Genomic DNA, 17362 nt, shown 5'->3' with positions numbered 1-17362 from the left:
TACACAAAGAAAAACCACTCTTCTAAAAAAAGAAAGCGCGCAAAGAAAAACCACTTTTCTAAAAAAGAAAGTACGCAAAGAATAGTCTTCTTTCCTAAAAAGAGAAAGCCCCTCACCTTATGGCGAGGGGCTTTCAAAATTAAAGCTCTTTGATGTTTTTATTAATCGATTTCACTGTCATAATGCCGGTAGAGGGATCGAAAAAGGTTGTCCGGCCATAGTTTGCCAACACATCCTGTGCGGCAACGGGAATTCGGAGCTGCCCCAGAATCTGAAGAACAGCCTGCACATTGCGCTGGCCGATCTGCCACATAGGATTTTTGTTCTGCAAATCAAACATCTGAGCGCCGCCAGCGATTTTTGCAACCAAACGGTTGCGTCTGGCACCCTTCAGCTCCATCTGGCGAATCAGCTCGGGAATAGCAGTATCGGCAAATTTCATTACATTGGGGTCACTGGGGGAAGCAGAGGATTGAGGAAGCATGATATGGCTGAGACCACCTACCCGGGTTGCGGGGTCCAACAGGCAGGTGCCAACACAAGAGCCCAAAGCATATGTTACCAATATATCGGGAGCGGCTGCTACCTTCAGATCCGATATACCTACCACCAATGTAGCCATACTACATAAGCCCCAGTTTTTGCAGTATTAAATTCAGCGATTCCATCTCCGCAAATAGAATCATATTGCATTGAACACTTTCCTGACCGCTCTCAAAGCTTTCTTCAATAAAGAGCACCTTATCGCCAATGCTGCCGAATTTAATGATCGGCACACTGAGCAGAGCACCCGCCATATCGATGGAAACATCCGGGATCGACATATCAATATGCAGCCCGGTTAACTCGGATATGGAACGGACATAAGCCGCTGAAAGAATGTTCCCCACCTCTTTGATAGCAGAGAGCGACATTTCATTCATATCTTCAAAGTTAACAAAGCTTTCACCCAATAGAATATTCAGCATCAGATGGGCGAAGCTCACATCCAGCAAAAACATGATCATGCCTGAAATATCGCCATCCAGACTGACCAGCACACCGTAGGTCAGGGCCTCTGCCCCACCCACAGCCTCGGCACATTCATTAAAGCCCACCAGATTCACTTGGGGAAGAGTCATATCAATGGGCTGATTCAAAAGCTGAGAAAGCGAAGTTGCCGCATTACCGGCGCCGATGTTGCCGATTTCCTTGAGCACATCCATATGTATTGCATTTAAATCTTCATAAGAACCCGTCATCTTGATCCCCTTCTTTCTGCCGAATCAGAATAGGCATTCCGGAGGAAATCCCAGCCTGAGATCAGCTTTAGTATTAAGCTGCACAACATGTGCTTTGGTATAGCTGCGCATTTCGAGCGGCAGTGAACAGAATAAGCAGGCCGCTCGGCGCATAAGATGGTATTATCTCCCACGGCTTGCAGGTGGGGTCATGCGCAATTATACCATAAAAGCAAAGCGTTCTGGTATAATACCCGCTCTGCGGTCATGATATTTTCAAAACAAAGTGAAACATTATCATATCCGTGACCGGAGGCGGGGCATAGAGATGAAATGGTATAATAACCACTTAGTGATTATTATACCATTTCATAGGCAAAAAACCAACAGTGTTTCCCTTATAATTTTAAGGATTTTGTGCCGCAGCGGATTCTGGCGGCGGAACTTTACAAATAAGGTTTTTACCACTATAATAAAATAGGTTTAGTTTGCAAAAGCTCCGCTCAACAGGGGCTAAAAGCCTTTTGGGGAGATTTTTTGGCTGGGAATCCAAGGGCTGAACAGGTGCAGCGATTGCAATGGGAGTGGAATATGAAGAAGGGCGTGGGTGCATTGGCCAGAGTCATCACAGTGACCAATCAAAAAGGCGGCGTGGGCAAGACCACAACCACTCTGGCAGTGGGAGCTGGGCTTATGAAAAAGGGCTTCAGGGTTTTGGTGGTGGATTTAGACCCACAGGCAAACCTGAGCTTCAGCCTTGGCGGCGATATGGAAGAAGCCCCCACCGTTTATGAGCTTCTTAAGCGGGAGATTCGGCCTCAGTATGCGGTGCAGAGGGGAAACGGTGTGGATTTTATCACCTCCAACATCTTGCTCAGCGGAGCGGAATTGGAATTCACCCAACTGGGGCGTGAGTTTTTGCTCAAGCGGATGCTGCTGCCTCTTATGGGAAAATACGATTACATTATAATCGATACACCGCCGGCTCTGGGCTTTTTAACGGTCAATGCCTTTGCCTGTGCGGATTATGTGATTATCCCCATGCTGGCGGATATTTTCAGCCTCCAGGGCATCGCACAGCTCAGCGATACCATTGAGCGGATGCGGGCCTATTGCAACAGCCAGATTGAGGTGGGTGGAATCCTGCTTTGCAAATACGATGGCCGCAAGGTTTTGAGCAAACGGATTCTCGAAACAGCGACTATGGTGGCCGAGCAGATCGGAACCAAGGTTTATCGCTGCAAAATCCGAAACAGCATTGCAATCCCTGAATCACAGACAAATCAGACAAGCATCTTTGAATATGCGCGCAGCAGTGAGGCGGCTCGGGACTATATGAGTTTTGTGGCCGAATTGCTGGAGGAGGGTATATAGTGTCGGCCAAGCGTATAAAAAAAGATTTTGATAAAGAGCAGATGTATCTGAAAATCATGCCAACCTTTGCGCAGGCTGCTCCCAAAGGCGAAAGTGCAGGCGCAGCGTCATCTGCCCCGGAAGGGCCTGTTGCCGAGGCAGAGGGGAAGCTCATCCTCCACAATTTTATGGAGGATATGCTTTTGCGCAAGCTGGATCGTGTAATGGAAATGCTGCGCTGCTGCCGCTGTGAGCGGTGCAAAAAGAATGTGATGGCGGCCGCTCTCAACGCTCTGCCCTGTGCTTATTATGTGGCGGAACCCGGGGAAGAAGGCCTGATTATAGAGAGACTCTCCAAAGAAAAGGAAATACAGATTACCGCAGCCCTGATTAAGGCGGCCCAAAAGATCAAAGCAGAGGCCTGCCATTGATCTCAAACTGTAGCTGCAATTGACTTTATCTTGAGGATATTGTGATTTTTATTGGTAATTCTTCCGAAGTCGAATTGATTTCGGCGCACAAATACCATCTTTGGTGCCGGGGCGGCATCGTCCGGGGGGAATATGGGGGGTGGATGCCCCTTAGATCAAGGCAGAGGCCTGTCCTCGATCTTTTCGCATATTTTCCACAGTTGTTGTGAAAAAATCCGAGGGCGGAGGCTTCCGCCTATGTGTTAAAGAGGTAACTGCCCATGAGCTTAAAGGAAAGCAGTGAGATTTTTCAGAGCATCAATCGCAAAAAGCGGATGGCGGCACCGGTGCTGTTGGGTGATGCCGCCCAGCAGAATCCTTTAGAGGAGGTCGCCCCAATGGCTCCGGAGGCCATGCTTTCGGATGGGGAAACCCCTGAGGAGGGTTTGGCTGCATTGGAAGCCTTTGAGGAGCCTTCTGAGGAAAAAGAGGACCGGCATCCTCTGGATTTTGGTAAATACCAGCTGCCCACATTGGAAAAGCCGGTAAAGGAACAAAAGCCTGCGGCCGCGGCCTTGCCGGAGGAGAACGCTCCGCCGCCTGCGGTGGATATCCAGCAATATGAGTTCCCCGTGTTTGATCAGGAGCCGGAGCCTTTGGAAACCGAAGCTCGGCCATCTGCTTTTGCCCCTGCCGATGGTGCGGCTTCTGAATATCAGGCACTTCTAAACAGGCTTTCCAGCGCCTTTGATGAGCAAATCAGCAGTGCCTTTGGGGATGTGCCCAAGGGTGGCCCCCGTGTGATTCAGCCTCTGGAACGCCCTCCTGTTCCACAGCCCCAGCCAATGCCTGAACCCGAGCCGGAGCCACAGCCCCAGCCGGAAAGAAAAGGCTCCTCCCAGGAGCTGTCTGCCGGTCTTCCGGTGCAGCCCCGGCGGGTGCACGAGGCCGATTCCGGGGGAGAGCGCCGTCTGCGGGCCAAGCGCCCCATTCAGGAAAAGGCGCCCAAGGCCGCCAATACCCCCCAGCCTGAGCCACCCCCTTTGGAATACACCAAGGTGGAAGAGCCCGCTCGAGAGGCCTCTGCCGGGGAAGACCCCATGGTGGATGATTTCCTCCGGGATTTTGGTCTGGAAGTGGAAAAGGCGGTTGAGGCCAAAACTCAAAGCTTTAAGGATGCTCTCACCGAAAAATATATGCGTGAGCGCCAGCGTATGCTCAAGGAAATCGACCTGGATCAGAACCTTACACCCAGTGAGGAGCAAGCCTCTCCTCCCTCGCCGCCCCGCCGCCTGAATGTGGAGGTTCAGCCTGAAATGCACATGGCTCAGGGCGAGAAGGCGCCGGTTCAGCCCATTGGCGGCTATTCTCGTGATTTCCCCAACAAGCCTATGTTTACCATAACCGGCCCGGATGTGCTGAGCACCTTGGGCAAAGACCGGGAAGCACCACCTGCTCCTGCTAAAAAGACCAGCGAGGAGCTGCTGCTGGAGCTGGGGAAAAATGGCGGCCGCAGGCAGGCGAAAAAGGGTGGTTTTGTTCCGGTAAAATCCGATGCGAATGCGAAAGCCGCCGCCGTGGTGACCCGCAAGAAAAGCGAAACCCCAGAGGATTCCCCCCACCGCCCTTGGTATATGACGATGATTCCGGTGCTGGTGGTGCTGATGCTGCTTACCCTTGTGCTGGTTCCGGTGGGGCTGTGGCTGGCTGGCCGTGAAAGCGGTGACCAAGACAGCACAGTCAGTGTGGTGGAGGGAGAAGAAACTCTCAATGCCTATGAAACCCGTATTTTCCCCCAGCAGGTGGCCTATAACGATGTATTCATCAAAAAAGCAGGGATTCTGCTGAAAAATATGCGGGTAGGCAACTATCTTGTTATTGAAAACATCACCTCCCCCGGCACCATTGAGCTGGAGGATGTGCAGGTGGATGGGGCTATCTATATCAAGGACAGCGCCATTGATACCCTGAGCCTGCGCAATGTGCAGGCCGAGCGGGTGATTATTACTAATCCCCAATCCAAGGTGACTCTCCATTTGCAGGGGCAGTCTCAGGTGGATACGGTGGAGGTGAAAAGCCCGGTCAATCTGCTCCACGATCCTGTGGATATGACCGGCGCCGGAATACGCAACGTGCAGGTCAAGGCGGGCGAAGGCGCCGCCAACCTGATACTGACCAATCTTTCTGCCGAAACGGTGGCCATTTCCGGGGATGCGGTGATCCAGCTTGAAAACAGCGAAATTGCCAGCATGAGCGGCGAAGGCAATGTTTCACTCAGCGGAAAGGGCAAAATCCTGCGGCTGGATACCGGCTCTTCTGCTGAGGCCACAAAGCTGGTGGTGCACATCGGCGGCCCACGGGTTGAAAACCTGACCCTGCGAGGGCCTGCTGAACTGACCGTTACCGGTGATATTGGCGGCCTCATAGCGGCCTCCTCGCTGTCGGTGAGCGGCGGCGGAACGGTGGATAGCCTGACTGTAAACCCCGATACCGCCGGCAACCGTGTTCTGGTGGATTTGGCAGGGGTGAATGTACATAACTTAACAGCCAACGGCCCCACCCGGCTTTTTACCGGCAGTGGTGCAAGGGTGAACAATGTAACGGCCAATGAATCCACCTATCTGCTGGGCACAAAGGTCAACAACCTGATGGTCAACGCACCGCAGGTGATCTATGAAACCCAGCCCGACCGCATTACCGTGAAGGATGGGGTTCGCCCGCCGGAAACCACAGCGGATAATCCCAATCTGGATTACAGCCTCAACCAGACCGGAGGCTTGGTGGATGTGACCGGTGATTCGGTGGCCACCACCTGTGGGCATACCCGGGAAGAGGGCGGCTTTACCCGAGGGGATGGCTCCAAAGAAACCCCCTTTGAGGTTTCCACGCCTGCTCAGCTTGCCCACATCAGCAAACATCTCACCAGTCATTTCATCCAGACAGCCGACCTCAATTTGGCGGAAGACAGTGCCTTTGCTTCCAGCTTCCCGGTGATTGCCGGAGAGGGAGCACCTTTTTCCGGCAGCTACAACGGCAACGGCTACCGCATCCGCAATCTGAAAATCACCACAGCCACCCAACATGTGGGGCTTTTCGGGCAGAATACAGGTTTGATTCAAGGGATAACCATCCTTTCGGGTGAAATCAAGGCCACCGGAACAGGAGCCAGTGTGGGCGCTGTGGCGGGTATGAACTACAGCGGCGGCACTATCGCCAGCTGTTCCAATGGAGCAAGAGTCAGCGGTGTTGCCGGGAGCTATATCGGCGGGCTGGTGGGCTACAATTTCGGTGGAAAAATCGGTGACAGCTACAACACGGCGCAGGTAACCGGAGCGGATATAGACATCGGCGGCCTTGCTGGCGTTAACCGGGATGGCGGCTCCATTGTAAGCGGCTACAACGTGGGGCAGGTTACCGGAACCGATGCCGGTGCCATTGCAGGCACCAACGATGGCTCGGTGATCACCAACTGCTATGCACAGGAAGGGACTGCCGCCTTGGCCATCGGCAGTGGGGAAGGCTCTGCCAGCTTCCGCACCGACGAGGAAATGCGCAACGCTCTGCTGGTGGCGGAGCTGAGCGTGGGCCGGTCGGATGCACCGTGGCGGGCCGGTTCCGGCAGCTATGAGTTCCCAATTCTCAGCGTTCCCCATAAAACCACAGGGGAGCAAGCTGGAAGCGCCGCTGTTGGCGGTTAAAATCGCATAGATATAAGCAAAGGCCCCTGCTGATTCAGCAGGGGCCTTTTGGGTTTCATGAAGGTTTGCCACCGAGTGCAATGGAGATGGAGATTTTCGTCTACATGCGAAGCCTCCCGCGCCCATGCCGCGCGGACTGGCACAGCCTTTCTCTACGATGAGAAAGGTTGCAAAGAATCGCCAAGGGAGGCTAAGGTGCTTGCATTTCCTGCGGGAAATACGGGAGTGGCTTTCGCAAAGCTTCAGCCACAAAGCACCTCATGGGGGAACTAGTTCCCCCATGAACCCCCTCCAGCCTCCGGCGGAAATAAAAACACGGTTTTCTTTTGCTTAATTTTCTTAAAAGAAAAGTAAGTCGTGCTTGTGCCGCATGGGCACCCTTTCTTTTAAGAAAAGAAAAGTAACAAAGAAAAGGGTTCTCCTTCATTGTGGGGGAAGCTGCCATAAGCATTGCCATCGAGCACAAGGGTAAGGGCATTCCTTCACCAATGCCCGACGAAAGAGGCGAAGCCTCTAAAGCACCGACAGCTTGGCGTGTGCCTTCTCAATGGTTGCGGGGATATCGATACCCTGCGGGCATTGAGGGGAGCAGACGCCGCAGGCAACACAGGCGCTGCCCTGTCCGCTGCCCAGAGCTGAATATTGATTGTAACCCTGAATGGAGTTCTTAAACATCATATATTGGTTGTAGGCATCGAAAACACCGGGGATATCCACCCCGAAGCCGCAATCCATGCAGTAGCGGCAGCCGGTGCAGGGAACCGCCTTAACAGCCAAAATCTTTTCCCGCACCAGCGTGATACACTCGAGCTGTTCTTCGTTCAGGGTATCCCCGGGAGTGAAGGTGGCTACATTTTCCTGAACCTGTTCCAGTGTGCTCATACCGGAAAGGATGACCTTAATGTTTTTCTGGCTGAGGCACCAGCGCAGAGCCCACTGCGCTTGGCTCATGGAAGGATCATAGTCGGTGAAAACCTGAGCCACATCCTCCGAAAGGCGGGAAAGGAAGCCGCCTCGGATGGGTTCCATGGCAAGGCAGGGAATGTCCTTTTCCAACAGCTTGTCATAGAAGGCTCGGGCATCCTGAACCTCTTCATCCATATAGTTGATCTGAATCTGCACAAAATCCCATGGGTGGGCATCCACGATGGTTACAAAATCCTCATAGGCACCGTGGAAGGAAAAGCCCAGATGCCGGATTTTGCCTTGTGCCTTCTGTTCCAGCAAGTAGTCATAGAACTTGTGCTCTTCGCAGTGGGGCCATCTCTCGCCATCAAGGGAATGGAGCAGATAAAAGTCAAAGTATTCGGTTTTGCAGCGGTTCAGCTGCTCGTGGAAAATCCGGTCGGCATCCTCCCGTGTTTCGCAGAGCCACACTGGCAGCTTGGTGGCCAGATAAAAGCTTTCCCGGGGATATTTGGCCAAAGCCTCCCCCAGAAAGGATTCGGATTCCTGATTGTGGTAGACATAAGCGGTGTCGTAATAGTTAACACCGTGATCATAGGCATAGTCCAGCATTCCCTGTGCTTTGGGGCGGTCGATTTTTCCATCCGGCAGGATAGGAAAGCGCATGCAGCCAAAGCCCAGCCGAGAGGTGGTGACCCCCAGCTTATCCATTTTATTTGTTACCATTTCATCACACATCCCGCATCAAAATTATGCCCCGCAAACCCCCGCTGCCGGGCACGGCAGAGAGCAAAAACTTCTCTGAATTCAGGATAACACAAATTAGAGCCACAGGCAATTTAATATAGCCTCCAAAACAGGTGGGCTTTAATTTATCAGGATATTTTCCATTTTAGGGCGTCGGGTTCTGTAAATAATATCCAAGGGCTAAAAAAGCTGTCAAATAAGGGGAGCAAAATATTTTTTAACAACTGCGCGGTTGACCTTTAAAGGCTGTTAGTTTACAATGTATATGGGAAACTGTATCGATTTGCCGGGATTTGCTTTCGGCATTTCCAACCTGCGGTACAGACTTTGGCAAAAATAAAATGTCCGGAAGGGAACCGCCTTCCGGAGTTGAGGAGAACTTATGATTCAAATTTCACCTTCGGTGCTGGCCTGTGATTTTTCCCGTCTTGGGGAAGAAACCGCCCTGATGGCGGCAGGCGGAGCGGATATGATTCATTTGGACGTTATGGATGGGCATTTTGTGCCCAATATTTCCTTTGGCATGCCGGTGATTGCAGCTCTGCGCAAAAAATCCGATGCTTTTTTTGATGTGCATCTTATGATTTCCCGTCCCCTGACCTATGGGGCGGATTTTGTAAAGGCAGGAGCCGACCGGGTCACCTTTCATCTGGAAGCCGAGGATGAAACAGCTGCTGTTCTGGATGAGCTGGATCGTCTGGGTGTGGAGGCCGGCATTTCCCTGAAACCGGGTACCCCAGCTGAGGCGGTATTCCCCTATCTGGAACGGCTGAAGATGGTGCTGGTTATGACCGTGGAGCCCGGCTTTGGCGGGCAGAGCTTTATGGCGGATATGCTGCCCAAAATCCGGGCGATCCGGGAAGAAGCCAACCGGCGGGGTCTTGCCCTTGATATCCAGGTGGATGGCGGCATTGACGAAAAGACCGCTCCTCTGGTAGCAGAAGCGGGCGCCAATGTGCTGGTGGCAGGTTCTGCCCTGTTTTCCAAGCCGGACTATAAGGCAGCAGTCAGCGCTCTGCGCCAAAAAGCGCAGGAGGCTGTGCAAGCCTAAGTCTACTGGGAAAAATACCGTGCCAGCAGATCAATGGCATTGTCGACGGCCAGTTCCTTGCCGTGCTCCTGAATAAAGGCAGCGAGAATTTCCCCCTCCCCCACTCTTTTGGCGTATTCCCCCAAAAAGAATACACTGAGCCGGTCACTGTAATCCAGCGGATAGAGAATCAGCCGGTAGCGCTGGCCGTAAAGGTAAAGAGAGCTTTTGTAGATGCGATGGGAATACCGGGAAAAAAGCCGGATTGCCGCCTGAATCAGGGTTTCTGAATCTTCAAACTCAAAAATAATGGGGCCCACCTGATAGCCTTTTTTTGGCCCCCCATACCAGCTCCCTGAGCTGTGAGAGGTGAAATAGAGCACACAGCCGCCTTCCTGCGTGGGGTAAACCTCAATGAAAAGCTTGGTGTTTTTGGGGTTAAAGCCTGCCTGCTCTTTGGCTTGCTCCAGCAGGCTCACAATGACCTCCTTGGTTTGAAGATCGGTGTAATCCATATCTTCATACTCCAGCGAGAGATTATTCATATCCTGCCGGGTGAGAATGATTTTCAGCTTTTCCGGGCTGACCAGTATAATCTCCACTCGATCCCGCCTCTCAAAAGGATTTGCTCAGCAACCGTCTTAAACGCATATTACTCTTAAAATAGTTAGGAGGGCACCCACTCAGTGTCAGCCATGTTTACCAAAGGGACCGTGCTGCTCCAGCATAAGGAGCCTGCGCTTTCCCGGCCGATTATACGATTTGTCAATCCCCAGACCGATGCGCTGCGTCTGGAGGAAAGGCCTGCGGCCGACCCTGATCACATAACAGGGGAGGAAATCATTCAAGCCGCCCGGTTGGCCCAGATTGTGGACGAGCGGGATGGAAAGCCTCTGTTCCGCAAGCTGATGAAGGCGATCCGCAACAAAGCGGAAATTATCATTGTGGATGCCGTAGATGATGAGCCTTATGTTTCCAGCCAGCTGGGGCCTTTGCTCAAATGCTCGGATGAGGTTCTAAGCGGCTTGCAGCTCTGCCAGAAAGCGGTGGGCAGCACTGAAAGCATTATCGCTGTTTATAAAATGCTCACCGATTTAGAGGTTCGCATTCCGGCCTTTATTGGCCCGGTGCCGGTTCTGCGCCTGCGGGGAGGCTATCCGGCTGAGCCCCGGTATGTCAAGCTCAGCGGGCTGGCGCAGCAGCGCAAGCTTTTGGTGGGCAGCTGTGCCTTGATCCATCTGCACAGGGCGGTTCATCAGGCCAAGCGGCAGACCAGCGTATTTGTTACCGTTGCGGGCAACTGTGTAGCCAATGCCGCTAATTATGAGGTTTCCATCGGTATGACAGTGACCCAGCTTCTGGAGCGTGTGGGTTTGGTGGGCCAGCCCAGCCGCATTGTGTGCGGCGGCCCCATGACCGGCGTTGCTGTTATCGATTGCGACCGCACCACCATCACCAGCAGCACCCGGGCCATTCTGGCCTTTGCCGAAAACAGCCGGGACGGCCATTACCGGTGCATTGGCTGCGGCCGGTGTGAGCAGGTTTGCCCGGCGGGGCTTAACCCCATGTACATTTATAAATTTGTGGAGCACAGCTATTACCGGGATCTGGAAACCTTTGACCCGGATCTGTGCATCGGCTGCGGCACCTGCAGCTATATCTGCCCCTCTAAGCTGGATGTATCGCTGGCGGTGGAAAAGGCCGGGCGTCTGGTGAAAAGCAGCCGCATGACCACAGAAGAGGAGGTGGAGGGCTTTGAAGACTAAAAGTATTATGCCGCCTCATATCCGCCACGGGGAAAGCACCCGTACCCTTTCGGTGAATACCATGCTGGCGCTGAGCTTTGTTTATGCCATGGCCCTGTTCTTTTATGGGCCCCGGGCGGTTGCGCTGGGTGTGGTTTCGGTGGTAACCTGCGTGATTACCGAGCTGCTCTGCCTGCTGCTGGCCAGAAAGAAAATCAACATCCGGGATTATTCCAGCATCATCACCGGTATGGTGCTGCCCCTGATGATGCCCGCCTCCATCGCCTACCACATTGTGGTGGTGGCCGGGATTTTTGCCATAGCGGTGGTCAAGCATCCTTTTGGCGGAACCGGCCAGAATGTGTTCAACCCGGCGGCCGGTGGTTTTGCCTTTGTGGTGGTCAGCTTTGGCGATAAGCTGTTCCAGTATCCACTGCCGCTGGAGCGGATGGATGTGCTTGCCGATCTGAGCGGAAAGATTTTTTCCTCCTCCCCGGCTTACACATTGGGGCTGGGAGGCCGCCCTCAGTATGAGGCCCTGAGCATGCTGCTGGGGAATTTCCCCGGGCCTATGGGCGCCACTAATATTCTAGTAATCCTTGCCTGTCTTTTATACCTGGTATTCCGAAATACCGTTCACTGGACTCTGCCCATCTCTTTTTTGAGCACGGTGGCGGCTTATTCATGGCTGTTTCCCCGATTAATTGGGGGACGCAGCCTTTCGGTGGTTTATGAGATGACCTCCGGCATCCTGCTGTTTGGCGGTGTATTTTTGCTGGGTGATCCGGTGACCACCCCCAAGCGGAATGTCTCCAAGCTGGTTTATGGGGTATCGGCCGGCATTGTGGTGATGCTGTTCCGCCGGTATGGCGGCTATGAAGAGGAATTTGCCTTTGCCCTGCTGCTGCTGAATGCGGCGGTTTGGCCCATTGATATGCTCATTGAAAGAATCAGCAGCAAAGTGAGGAGGAAACGGTTTGAATCTGAATCTGCAAGCGGCAAAAAATTACCGAAAAAAGCATAAATACAGCGGCTATCTGCTTCGGAACAACCCGGTGCTCACCATGGGGCTTGCGCTGCCCTTTGCTGTGGTGGCCACAACCAGCATGAAAAATGGTGTATCTATGGCTCTGGAAATGATGATGATTCATCTGCCCACCATGCTGCTGGCTTTGCTCATTAAAAAGAATCTACCCATGCCCCGCTGGCTGCGTATACTGGCCAATGTCATGATTTCCACGGTGTTTATGGTTCTGGCCCGGGCCGTGATTGTGCGGCTTTTTCAGGATATTCCCAACTCCATGGGGGCGTATCTGTATCTGCTGTCCATCAACTCCATGACCCTGCTGCAAGCGGATACCATGGATCGCAAAACCCCGGTTGAAGCAGCGTTGGCGGCTTCTTTTGCCAGCGCTATGGGCTTTGCCCTTGTGGTCTGCTCCCTTTCCTTTTTCCGGGAAGTGGCGGGCAACGGAACCATTTGGGGTGTAGCCGTGCCGTGGGGCTTTAAGCTGCGGGGTTTGTTAACCCCTTTTTCTGGGTTTATATTGGTTGGTGTTATGGTGGCGTTTTTCCGATCTCTCAACAGAAGGGTTCTGGGGCTTTTGCTGCTGACCAACCGCAACCGCATTTAGCTTGGAATTAAGGTGAATAATTACACCGGCTCAATGTGGTGATCGCTCTTTGCCTATGGTCAAACAGCGATCGGTACACGAAAGGCCATTTCTCTTCATGGTCTTTTTATACGCAAACGCATGTGAAAGGAACACTCTTTATTATGGAAGCGATTGTACAGTTTTTCTTGATGGCTTTGGCGGCTGCCGCCGGGGAGAATGCACTTCTTTCCCGTGGGTTGGGTTTGAGCAAGGCACCTCTTTCCATCAATTCCATTAAAATGGGTATACTATATGGCGGGCTGATGACAACGGTTTCCACCGTATCTTCTTTTTTGACCTATTTGGTGGGGCTGTTTTTTCAGGGCAGGCCTTACGCTCCTTATATTCGGCCGATCTGCTTTGCTTTGATGGTGGGCCTTGTTTATGCGGGGGTATACCTGCTGTGCAAAAAATATCTGCCCGCTTATTTTAAGAGCGTGGAGACTCTTTTGCCGCTGGCCTCTTTTAATTCGGCTTTGTTTGGCGCTATTTATATGTCCTTGAGCCAGCGGCATACTCTGGCCCAGACTATAGGCTATGCCTTTGGCACAGGGATGGGCTTTACTGCTGCGATGTTAATCGTTTATCTGGCACGCAAGCGGCTTTCCATCAGTCATGTGCCCCGGGCCTTTCGGGGGTTGCCCATTGTTCTGCTTTATATCGGCCTGCTTTCACTGGCGATTTTCAGCCTGGTGGGTCATGAGCTTCCCACCTAAGCATGGTTCCTTTGTTAAAAGTAATTCCCCTTTGTGAGTGGTTACCAGTATACGAAACCGGGAGAACTGGATATGGCAAAAGAATTTAAAATTAAACGAAATCGCCTCCGTATCGGCAGGGATACCTATAAGGCAAGGCCGCACCCTTTCGCTGTGGTTTTAACGGTGGTGGGCTTGGTGGCGTTGTTCTTTGTAGGAATGAGTGTTTATAAGCCGTTCTATAACTGGATTATGAGCACCCCCTCCATTATTTGGGAACCGCGGGAATCGGAGCCTGCCTCTCAGCCCCAGCCGGCTGAATCCTCGGTGCCTGAGCCGTCAGAGCCTTCCCAGCCCCAGGCCCCGGCAGCCGTAAGCCTTGGCACTTTGCGTGCGGTTTATCTCCCCCATGGGATTGCGGCGGAGCCCCAGCAGCTGGAAGCATTTCTGGATAAGCTGGGGAATACTTCCATCAATGCGGTTATGGTGGAGCTCAAGGATGAGCAGGGCAAGGTTTTGTTTGATTCCGCTCTGCCGCAGGTCAGCCAGTTGAACAGCAAAAACGAAACCACCTTGGATCTAGCCGCTCTTTCAGCCCAGCTTAAGGAGAAAAACCTGACTCTGATCGGCAAGATGACTGCTTTTCAGGACCCGCTGGCCTGTCTGGTTGACCGGCAGTATGCCATAACCTATCGGGATACGGCGTGGCTTTGGCTGGATGCGGCCAAAGAGGACGGCGGTAAGCCATGGATGAACCCTTATTCCTCCGCTGCCAGAGACTATTTGAGCGGGTTGGCGTTGGAAGCGGCTGAAAGCGGTGTGTCACATATCATCTTTGAGGCAGTTCAGTTCCCGGCTTACAGCACCGGGGTTAATGCCAATTTTGGAACCGATACCGGGAACCTTACCCGGGCACAAGTGCTTCGGGCTTTTGTGGATGAGCTGGAAGGCTCTCTGAAAACCAAGGGCTCCGGCCTTTCGGTGGCGTTTGGAGCCGGAGTCTTTGAAGGCGGGGATACACTTTCCCTGTATGGCGGCTCACCGGCGGCGGTTGTGGGCCGGTCAGCGGTAATCGGGCTTTTGCCGGGACAGATGAGCATGGCTCTTATCAACACGCTTACCAGTTCAGGTAAGCCCTTGGCGCAGGCGGGGCTGGCTTATGCCCAACAGCAGCTGGAAGCCGCTCAGCGCCCTGCGGGTGAGGTGGAGCTTCTGCCTATGGTGGAGGCTGCTCCCACTGGTGCAGAGGGCTATATCCTATACAATGAGCAGGGCAGCTATACCCTAGCCCTAGGATAAACGCAGAAAATGCATTGAATAAAGGGGCTGCGATTCCGTGATTCGATTGTGGACATAACAGCCTTTAGCTTGGGAATATACTAGTTTTTGTTGGTAATTCTTCCGAAGTCGAATTCATTTCGACGAAGGAATTCTGCATTTTGCGCCGAGCGGCACAATCCGGGGGGAATATGGGGGGCATTGGATGCCCCCCATAAAGCGTGCAGAATTTTGTCTGCACACCCATAAAGGGGCCGCGGCTCCTTTATTCTTTCAAGTTCAGTTTTTACAGTCTAATGCCTGCCGGAGAGCAGGCCGGCGTGAGGAGATCAGTATGAAAAAGCGTGTGTTTGTTATTGTGCTGGATAGCTTTGGCGTTGGCGCTTTGCCCGATGCAGAGCAGTATGGAGATGAGGGAAGTGATACATTGGCGGCTGTGGCGGGGCATGCTGCTTTTTGTGCCCCCAACCTGCAAAAGCTGGGGCTGTTTAACATAGAGGGCGTAACAGCGGGGCAGGCGGCGGTGGAGCCGCAGGCTTCCTTTGCCCGTATGGCAGAAGCCAGCAAGGGGAAAGACACCACCATTGGCCATTGGGAGATTGCCGGTGTCGTTTCGCCAAAGCCTCTTCCCACCTATCCCGGCGGCTTTCCGCCTAAAATATTAAACCTGCTGCGGGAAAAGACAGGCCATGAATACATTTGCAACCGCCCCTATTCCGGCACCCAGCTTCTGGCGGAGTACGGCAAGGAGCACATGGAAACCGGTGCCCTGCTCCTGTATACCTCGGCGGATAGTGTGCTGCAAATTGCCGCTCACACCGATGTGGTGCCGCTGGAGGAGCTTTACCGCTGCTGTGGCATTGCCCGGGAAATCATGACCGGGGAGCATGGCGTGGGCCGTATCATAGCCAGACCCTTTCGGGGGGAGTATCCCAACTTTTTGCGCACCGCCGACCGCCACGATTATTCCCTTGAACCGCCAGCCTTCACGTTGCTGGATCATTTGAACCAAGCGGGGCTGGATACCGTTGCAGTGGGCAAAATATTTGATATTTTTGCGGGCCGGGGGATTTCACGGGCTCTGCGCACCCGCAACAACACTGAGGGGATGCGTCAGGCAACGGCTATGGCACAGCAGGAATTTCATGGGCTTTGCTTTGTGAATCTGGTGGATTTTGATATGCAGTATGGCCACCGCAACGATACCGAGGGCTATGCCCGGGCTATCAGCCAGTTTGACAGCCAGCTTGTTCCCTTTATGAAGGAGCTTTATCGCGATGATCTGGCGATTATAACGGCGGATCACGGGTGCGACCCCTCCACGCCTTCCACCGATCACTCCCGGGAGTATGTCCCCATGCTTGCCTTTGGGGATACCATTCGAGGCGGGGTGAATCTGGGCACACGCCAAAGCTTTGCCGATATCGCCGCAACGGTGCAGGAATATCTGGATTTGCCGGTGCGTACAGCCGGAAAATCTTTTCTGGCAGAGATACTGAAATAGAATGCACGCAGGCATTGGGAAAGGAGAGTTTGTATGGGGGATTATGAGCTGGTCAGGCTGGCATGGCAGGCCAGAGAGCGGGCCTATTGCCCCTATTCCGGTTATGGGGTAGGTGCTGCACTGCTGGCGGAAAGCGGCCGGGTCTATCAGGGCTGCAATGTGGAAAACGCAGCCTATCCGGTGAGCAGCTGCGGGGAGAGAAGCGCCCTTTTTGCGGCAGTCAGTGCGGGGGAGAGGCACTTTTCTGCCTTGGCCATTGTGGGCGGCCCCATGAATAACCCGGCCGAGATGATCACAGCCCGGGTATCTCCCTGTGGAGTATGCAGGCAGGCTCTCTATGAATTTGAACCCCAGCTTCGTCTTTTGCTGGTGACAGGCCCGGATACTTGGGAGGAAACCACGCTTGAACAGCTTTTGCCCGATGGTTTTGGTCCTCAGAATATGGAGTGACCCGCATTTTGCGCCGAAAAATAAAAATTGCAGAATTTGCAAAAAAAGTTGAAAATAGGACTAGCTTTTTTGCCTCGGGTATGCTATAATAAATTTCGGTTCAGCCCGCAAGAGCCATCCCGCAGCGGCAAGAGCTTGAAGTATAGCGAGGGTCTTTAAAGAGAGGATGCCTGCCATGCTGATCTTAAGCCGAAAAATTGAAGAAGCCATTGTTATTGGCGATAATATCGAGATCAAAATTTTGGATGTCTTTGCTTCGGATGCCAGTGAAAGCAAAAAATCCAAGGCGGTGTCGATTGGAATTTCTGCGCCAAGGGATATTCGCATTGTGCGCAAGGAACTTCTTCAAACAGCGGAAGAAAATCTGGAAGCCAGCAAATCGGTTCAGGTTGTATCAGCTGAAATTATGTCTGAGATGCTTCGTAAGAAGCGAGAGATTGCTTCTGGAAAATAGCATTAATTGTTTTGGGGGCGTAGCTCACCTGGGAGAGCGCTTGAATGGCATTCAAGAGGTAGTCGGTTCGATCCCGATCGTCTCCACCAAAAAACGGCACTGGAATTTTCATGATTCCACTGCCGTTTTTATTTTTACCTTTATGATACTCAATAGGCTCGTAATTGACTTCCAGCACCTTTCCTTGTGCCCACATAAATCATATGAATAGAACTTC

General features: G+C 52.8%; 16 protein-coding genes and 1 tRNA gene. 13 read left to right on the top strand and 4 right to left on the bottom strand.

Annotated elements, in window-relative coordinates; translation table 11 throughout:
- Window positions 1–139 precede the first annotated feature (139 nt).
- Window positions 140–622: a chemotaxis protein CheD gene (locus U6B65_10000; GenBank protein WRS26673.1), complete on the bottom strand. Its 483-nt coding sequence runs from the start codon at window positions 620–622 to the stop codon at window positions 140–142.
- 1 nt (window position 623) lies between these two features.
- The gene (locus U6B65_09995; protein ID WRS26672.1) at window positions 624–1241 is read right to left on the bottom strand and encodes a chemotaxis protein CheC; all 618 of its coding nucleotides are present in this window, start codon (window positions 1239–1241) and stop codon (window positions 624–626) included.
- 570 nt (window positions 1242–1811) lie between these two features.
- On the opposite strand from U6B65_09995, the gene U6B65_09990 reads away from it, so the two are divergent.
- The 3 genes from U6B65_09990 to U6B65_09980 all read left to right on the top strand — a co-directional run bounded on the left by U6B65_09990 (window position 1812) and on the right by U6B65_09980 (window position 6681).
- Window positions 1812–2594, top strand: a complete 783-nt coding sequence (locus U6B65_09990) for a ParA family protein (protein ID WRS26671.1) — start codon at window positions 1812–1814, stop codon at window positions 2592–2594.
- Window positions 2594–3004, top strand: a complete 411-nt coding sequence (locus U6B65_09985; GenBank protein WRS26670.1) for a late competence development ComFB family protein — start codon at window positions 2594–2596, stop codon at window positions 3002–3004. The genes U6B65_09990 and U6B65_09985 overlap by 1 nt, the downstream gene beginning before the upstream one ends.
- Before the next feature lie 260 nt (window positions 3005–3264).
- Window positions 3265–6681 (top strand): hypothetical protein, encoded by a 3417-nt coding sequence (locus tag U6B65_09980; protein WRS26669.1) that lies wholly within the window; start codon window positions 3265–3267, stop codon window positions 6679–6681.
- Window positions 6682–7194: 513 nt separating this feature from the next.
- Here the strand turns inward: U6B65_09980 and U6B65_09975 are convergent.
- The gene (locus U6B65_09975; protein ID WRS26668.1) at window positions 7195–8313 is read right to left on the bottom strand and encodes an aldo/keto reductase; all 1119 of its coding nucleotides are present in this window, start codon (window positions 8311–8313) and stop codon (window positions 7195–7197) included.
- Between the two features lie 403 nt (window positions 8314–8716).
- On the opposite strand from U6B65_09975, the gene rpe reads away from it, so the two are divergent.
- Window positions 8717–9385 carry a ribulose-phosphate 3-epimerase gene (gene rpe, locus U6B65_09970; GenBank protein WRS26667.1) on the top strand — a complete coding sequence of 223 codons (669 nt, stop codon included), beginning with the start codon at window positions 8717–8719 and terminating at the stop codon, window positions 9383–9385.
- A 2-nt stretch (window positions 9386–9387) separates the two neighbouring features.
- Here rpe and U6B65_09965 read toward each other — a convergent pair whose 3' ends face one another.
- Entirely contained in the window at window positions 9388–9966 is a 579-nt protein-coding gene (locus U6B65_09965; protein ID WRS26666.1) for an adaptor protein MecA, read from the bottom strand.
- Window positions 9967–10059: 93 nt separating this feature from the next.
- Between U6B65_09965 and U6B65_09960 the strand changes: the two genes are divergently transcribed.
- From U6B65_09960 to U6B65_09920, 9 genes are all read left to right on the top strand, one after another.
- The gene (locus U6B65_09960; GenBank protein ID WRS28937.1) at window positions 10060–11130 is read left to right on the top strand and encodes a 4Fe-4S binding protein; all 1071 of its coding nucleotides are present in this window, start codon (window positions 10060–10062) and stop codon (window positions 11128–11130) included.
- Entirely contained in the window at window positions 11120–12133 is a 1014-nt protein-coding gene (locus U6B65_09955; GenBank protein ID WRS26665.1) for an RnfABCDGE type electron transport complex subunit D, read from the top strand. Before U6B65_09960 ends, U6B65_09955 begins: the two co-directional genes overlap by 11 nt.
- The gene (locus U6B65_09950; protein WRS26664.1) at window positions 12087–12743 is read left to right on the top strand and encodes an Rnf-Nqr domain containing protein; all 657 of its coding nucleotides are present in this window, start codon (window positions 12087–12089) and stop codon (window positions 12741–12743) included. The genes U6B65_09955 and U6B65_09950 overlap by 47 nt, the downstream gene beginning before the upstream one ends.
- 143 nt (window positions 12744–12886) lie before the next feature.
- Entirely contained in the window at window positions 12887–13480 is a 594-nt protein-coding gene (locus tag U6B65_09945) for an Rnf-Nqr domain containing protein (protein ID WRS26663.1), read from the top strand.
- 72 nt (window positions 13481–13552) lie between these two features.
- Window positions 13553–14758: a putative glycoside hydrolase gene (locus tag U6B65_09940; GenBank protein ID WRS26662.1), complete on the top strand. Its 1206-nt coding sequence runs from the start codon at window positions 13553–13555 to the stop codon at window positions 14756–14758.
- Window positions 14759–15071: 313 nt separating this feature from the next.
- Window positions 15072–16241 carry a phosphopentomutase gene (locus tag U6B65_09935; GenBank protein ID WRS26661.1) on the top strand — a complete coding sequence of 390 codons (1170 nt, stop codon included), beginning with the start codon at window positions 15072–15074 and terminating at the stop codon, window positions 16239–16241.
- A gap of 33 nt (window positions 16242–16274) precedes the next feature.
- Window positions 16275–16691 carry a cytidine deaminase gene (locus U6B65_09930; protein WRS26660.1) on the top strand — a complete coding sequence of 139 codons (417 nt, stop codon included), beginning with the start codon at window positions 16275–16277 and terminating at the stop codon, window positions 16689–16691.
- 175 nt (window positions 16692–16866) lie between these two features.
- Complete coding sequence (locus tag U6B65_09925) at window positions 16867–17145, top strand: carbon storage regulator (protein ID WRS26659.1); 279 nt, start codon at window positions 16867–16869, stop codon at window positions 17143–17145.
- Between the two features lie 13 nt (window positions 17146–17158).
- Window positions 17159–17234 (top strand) — tRNA-Ala (locus U6B65_09920).
- The last annotated feature ends 128 nt before the right edge of the window (window positions 17235–17362 follow it).

This window comes from Oscillospiraceae bacterium MB08-C2-2 (assembly GCA_035621215.1).
In the GTDB taxonomy this organism is placed as follows: domain Bacteria; phylum Bacillota; class Clostridia; order Oscillospirales; family Ruminococcaceae; genus WRAV01.
This window is presented reverse-complemented; position numbering and strand designations above follow the sequence as displayed.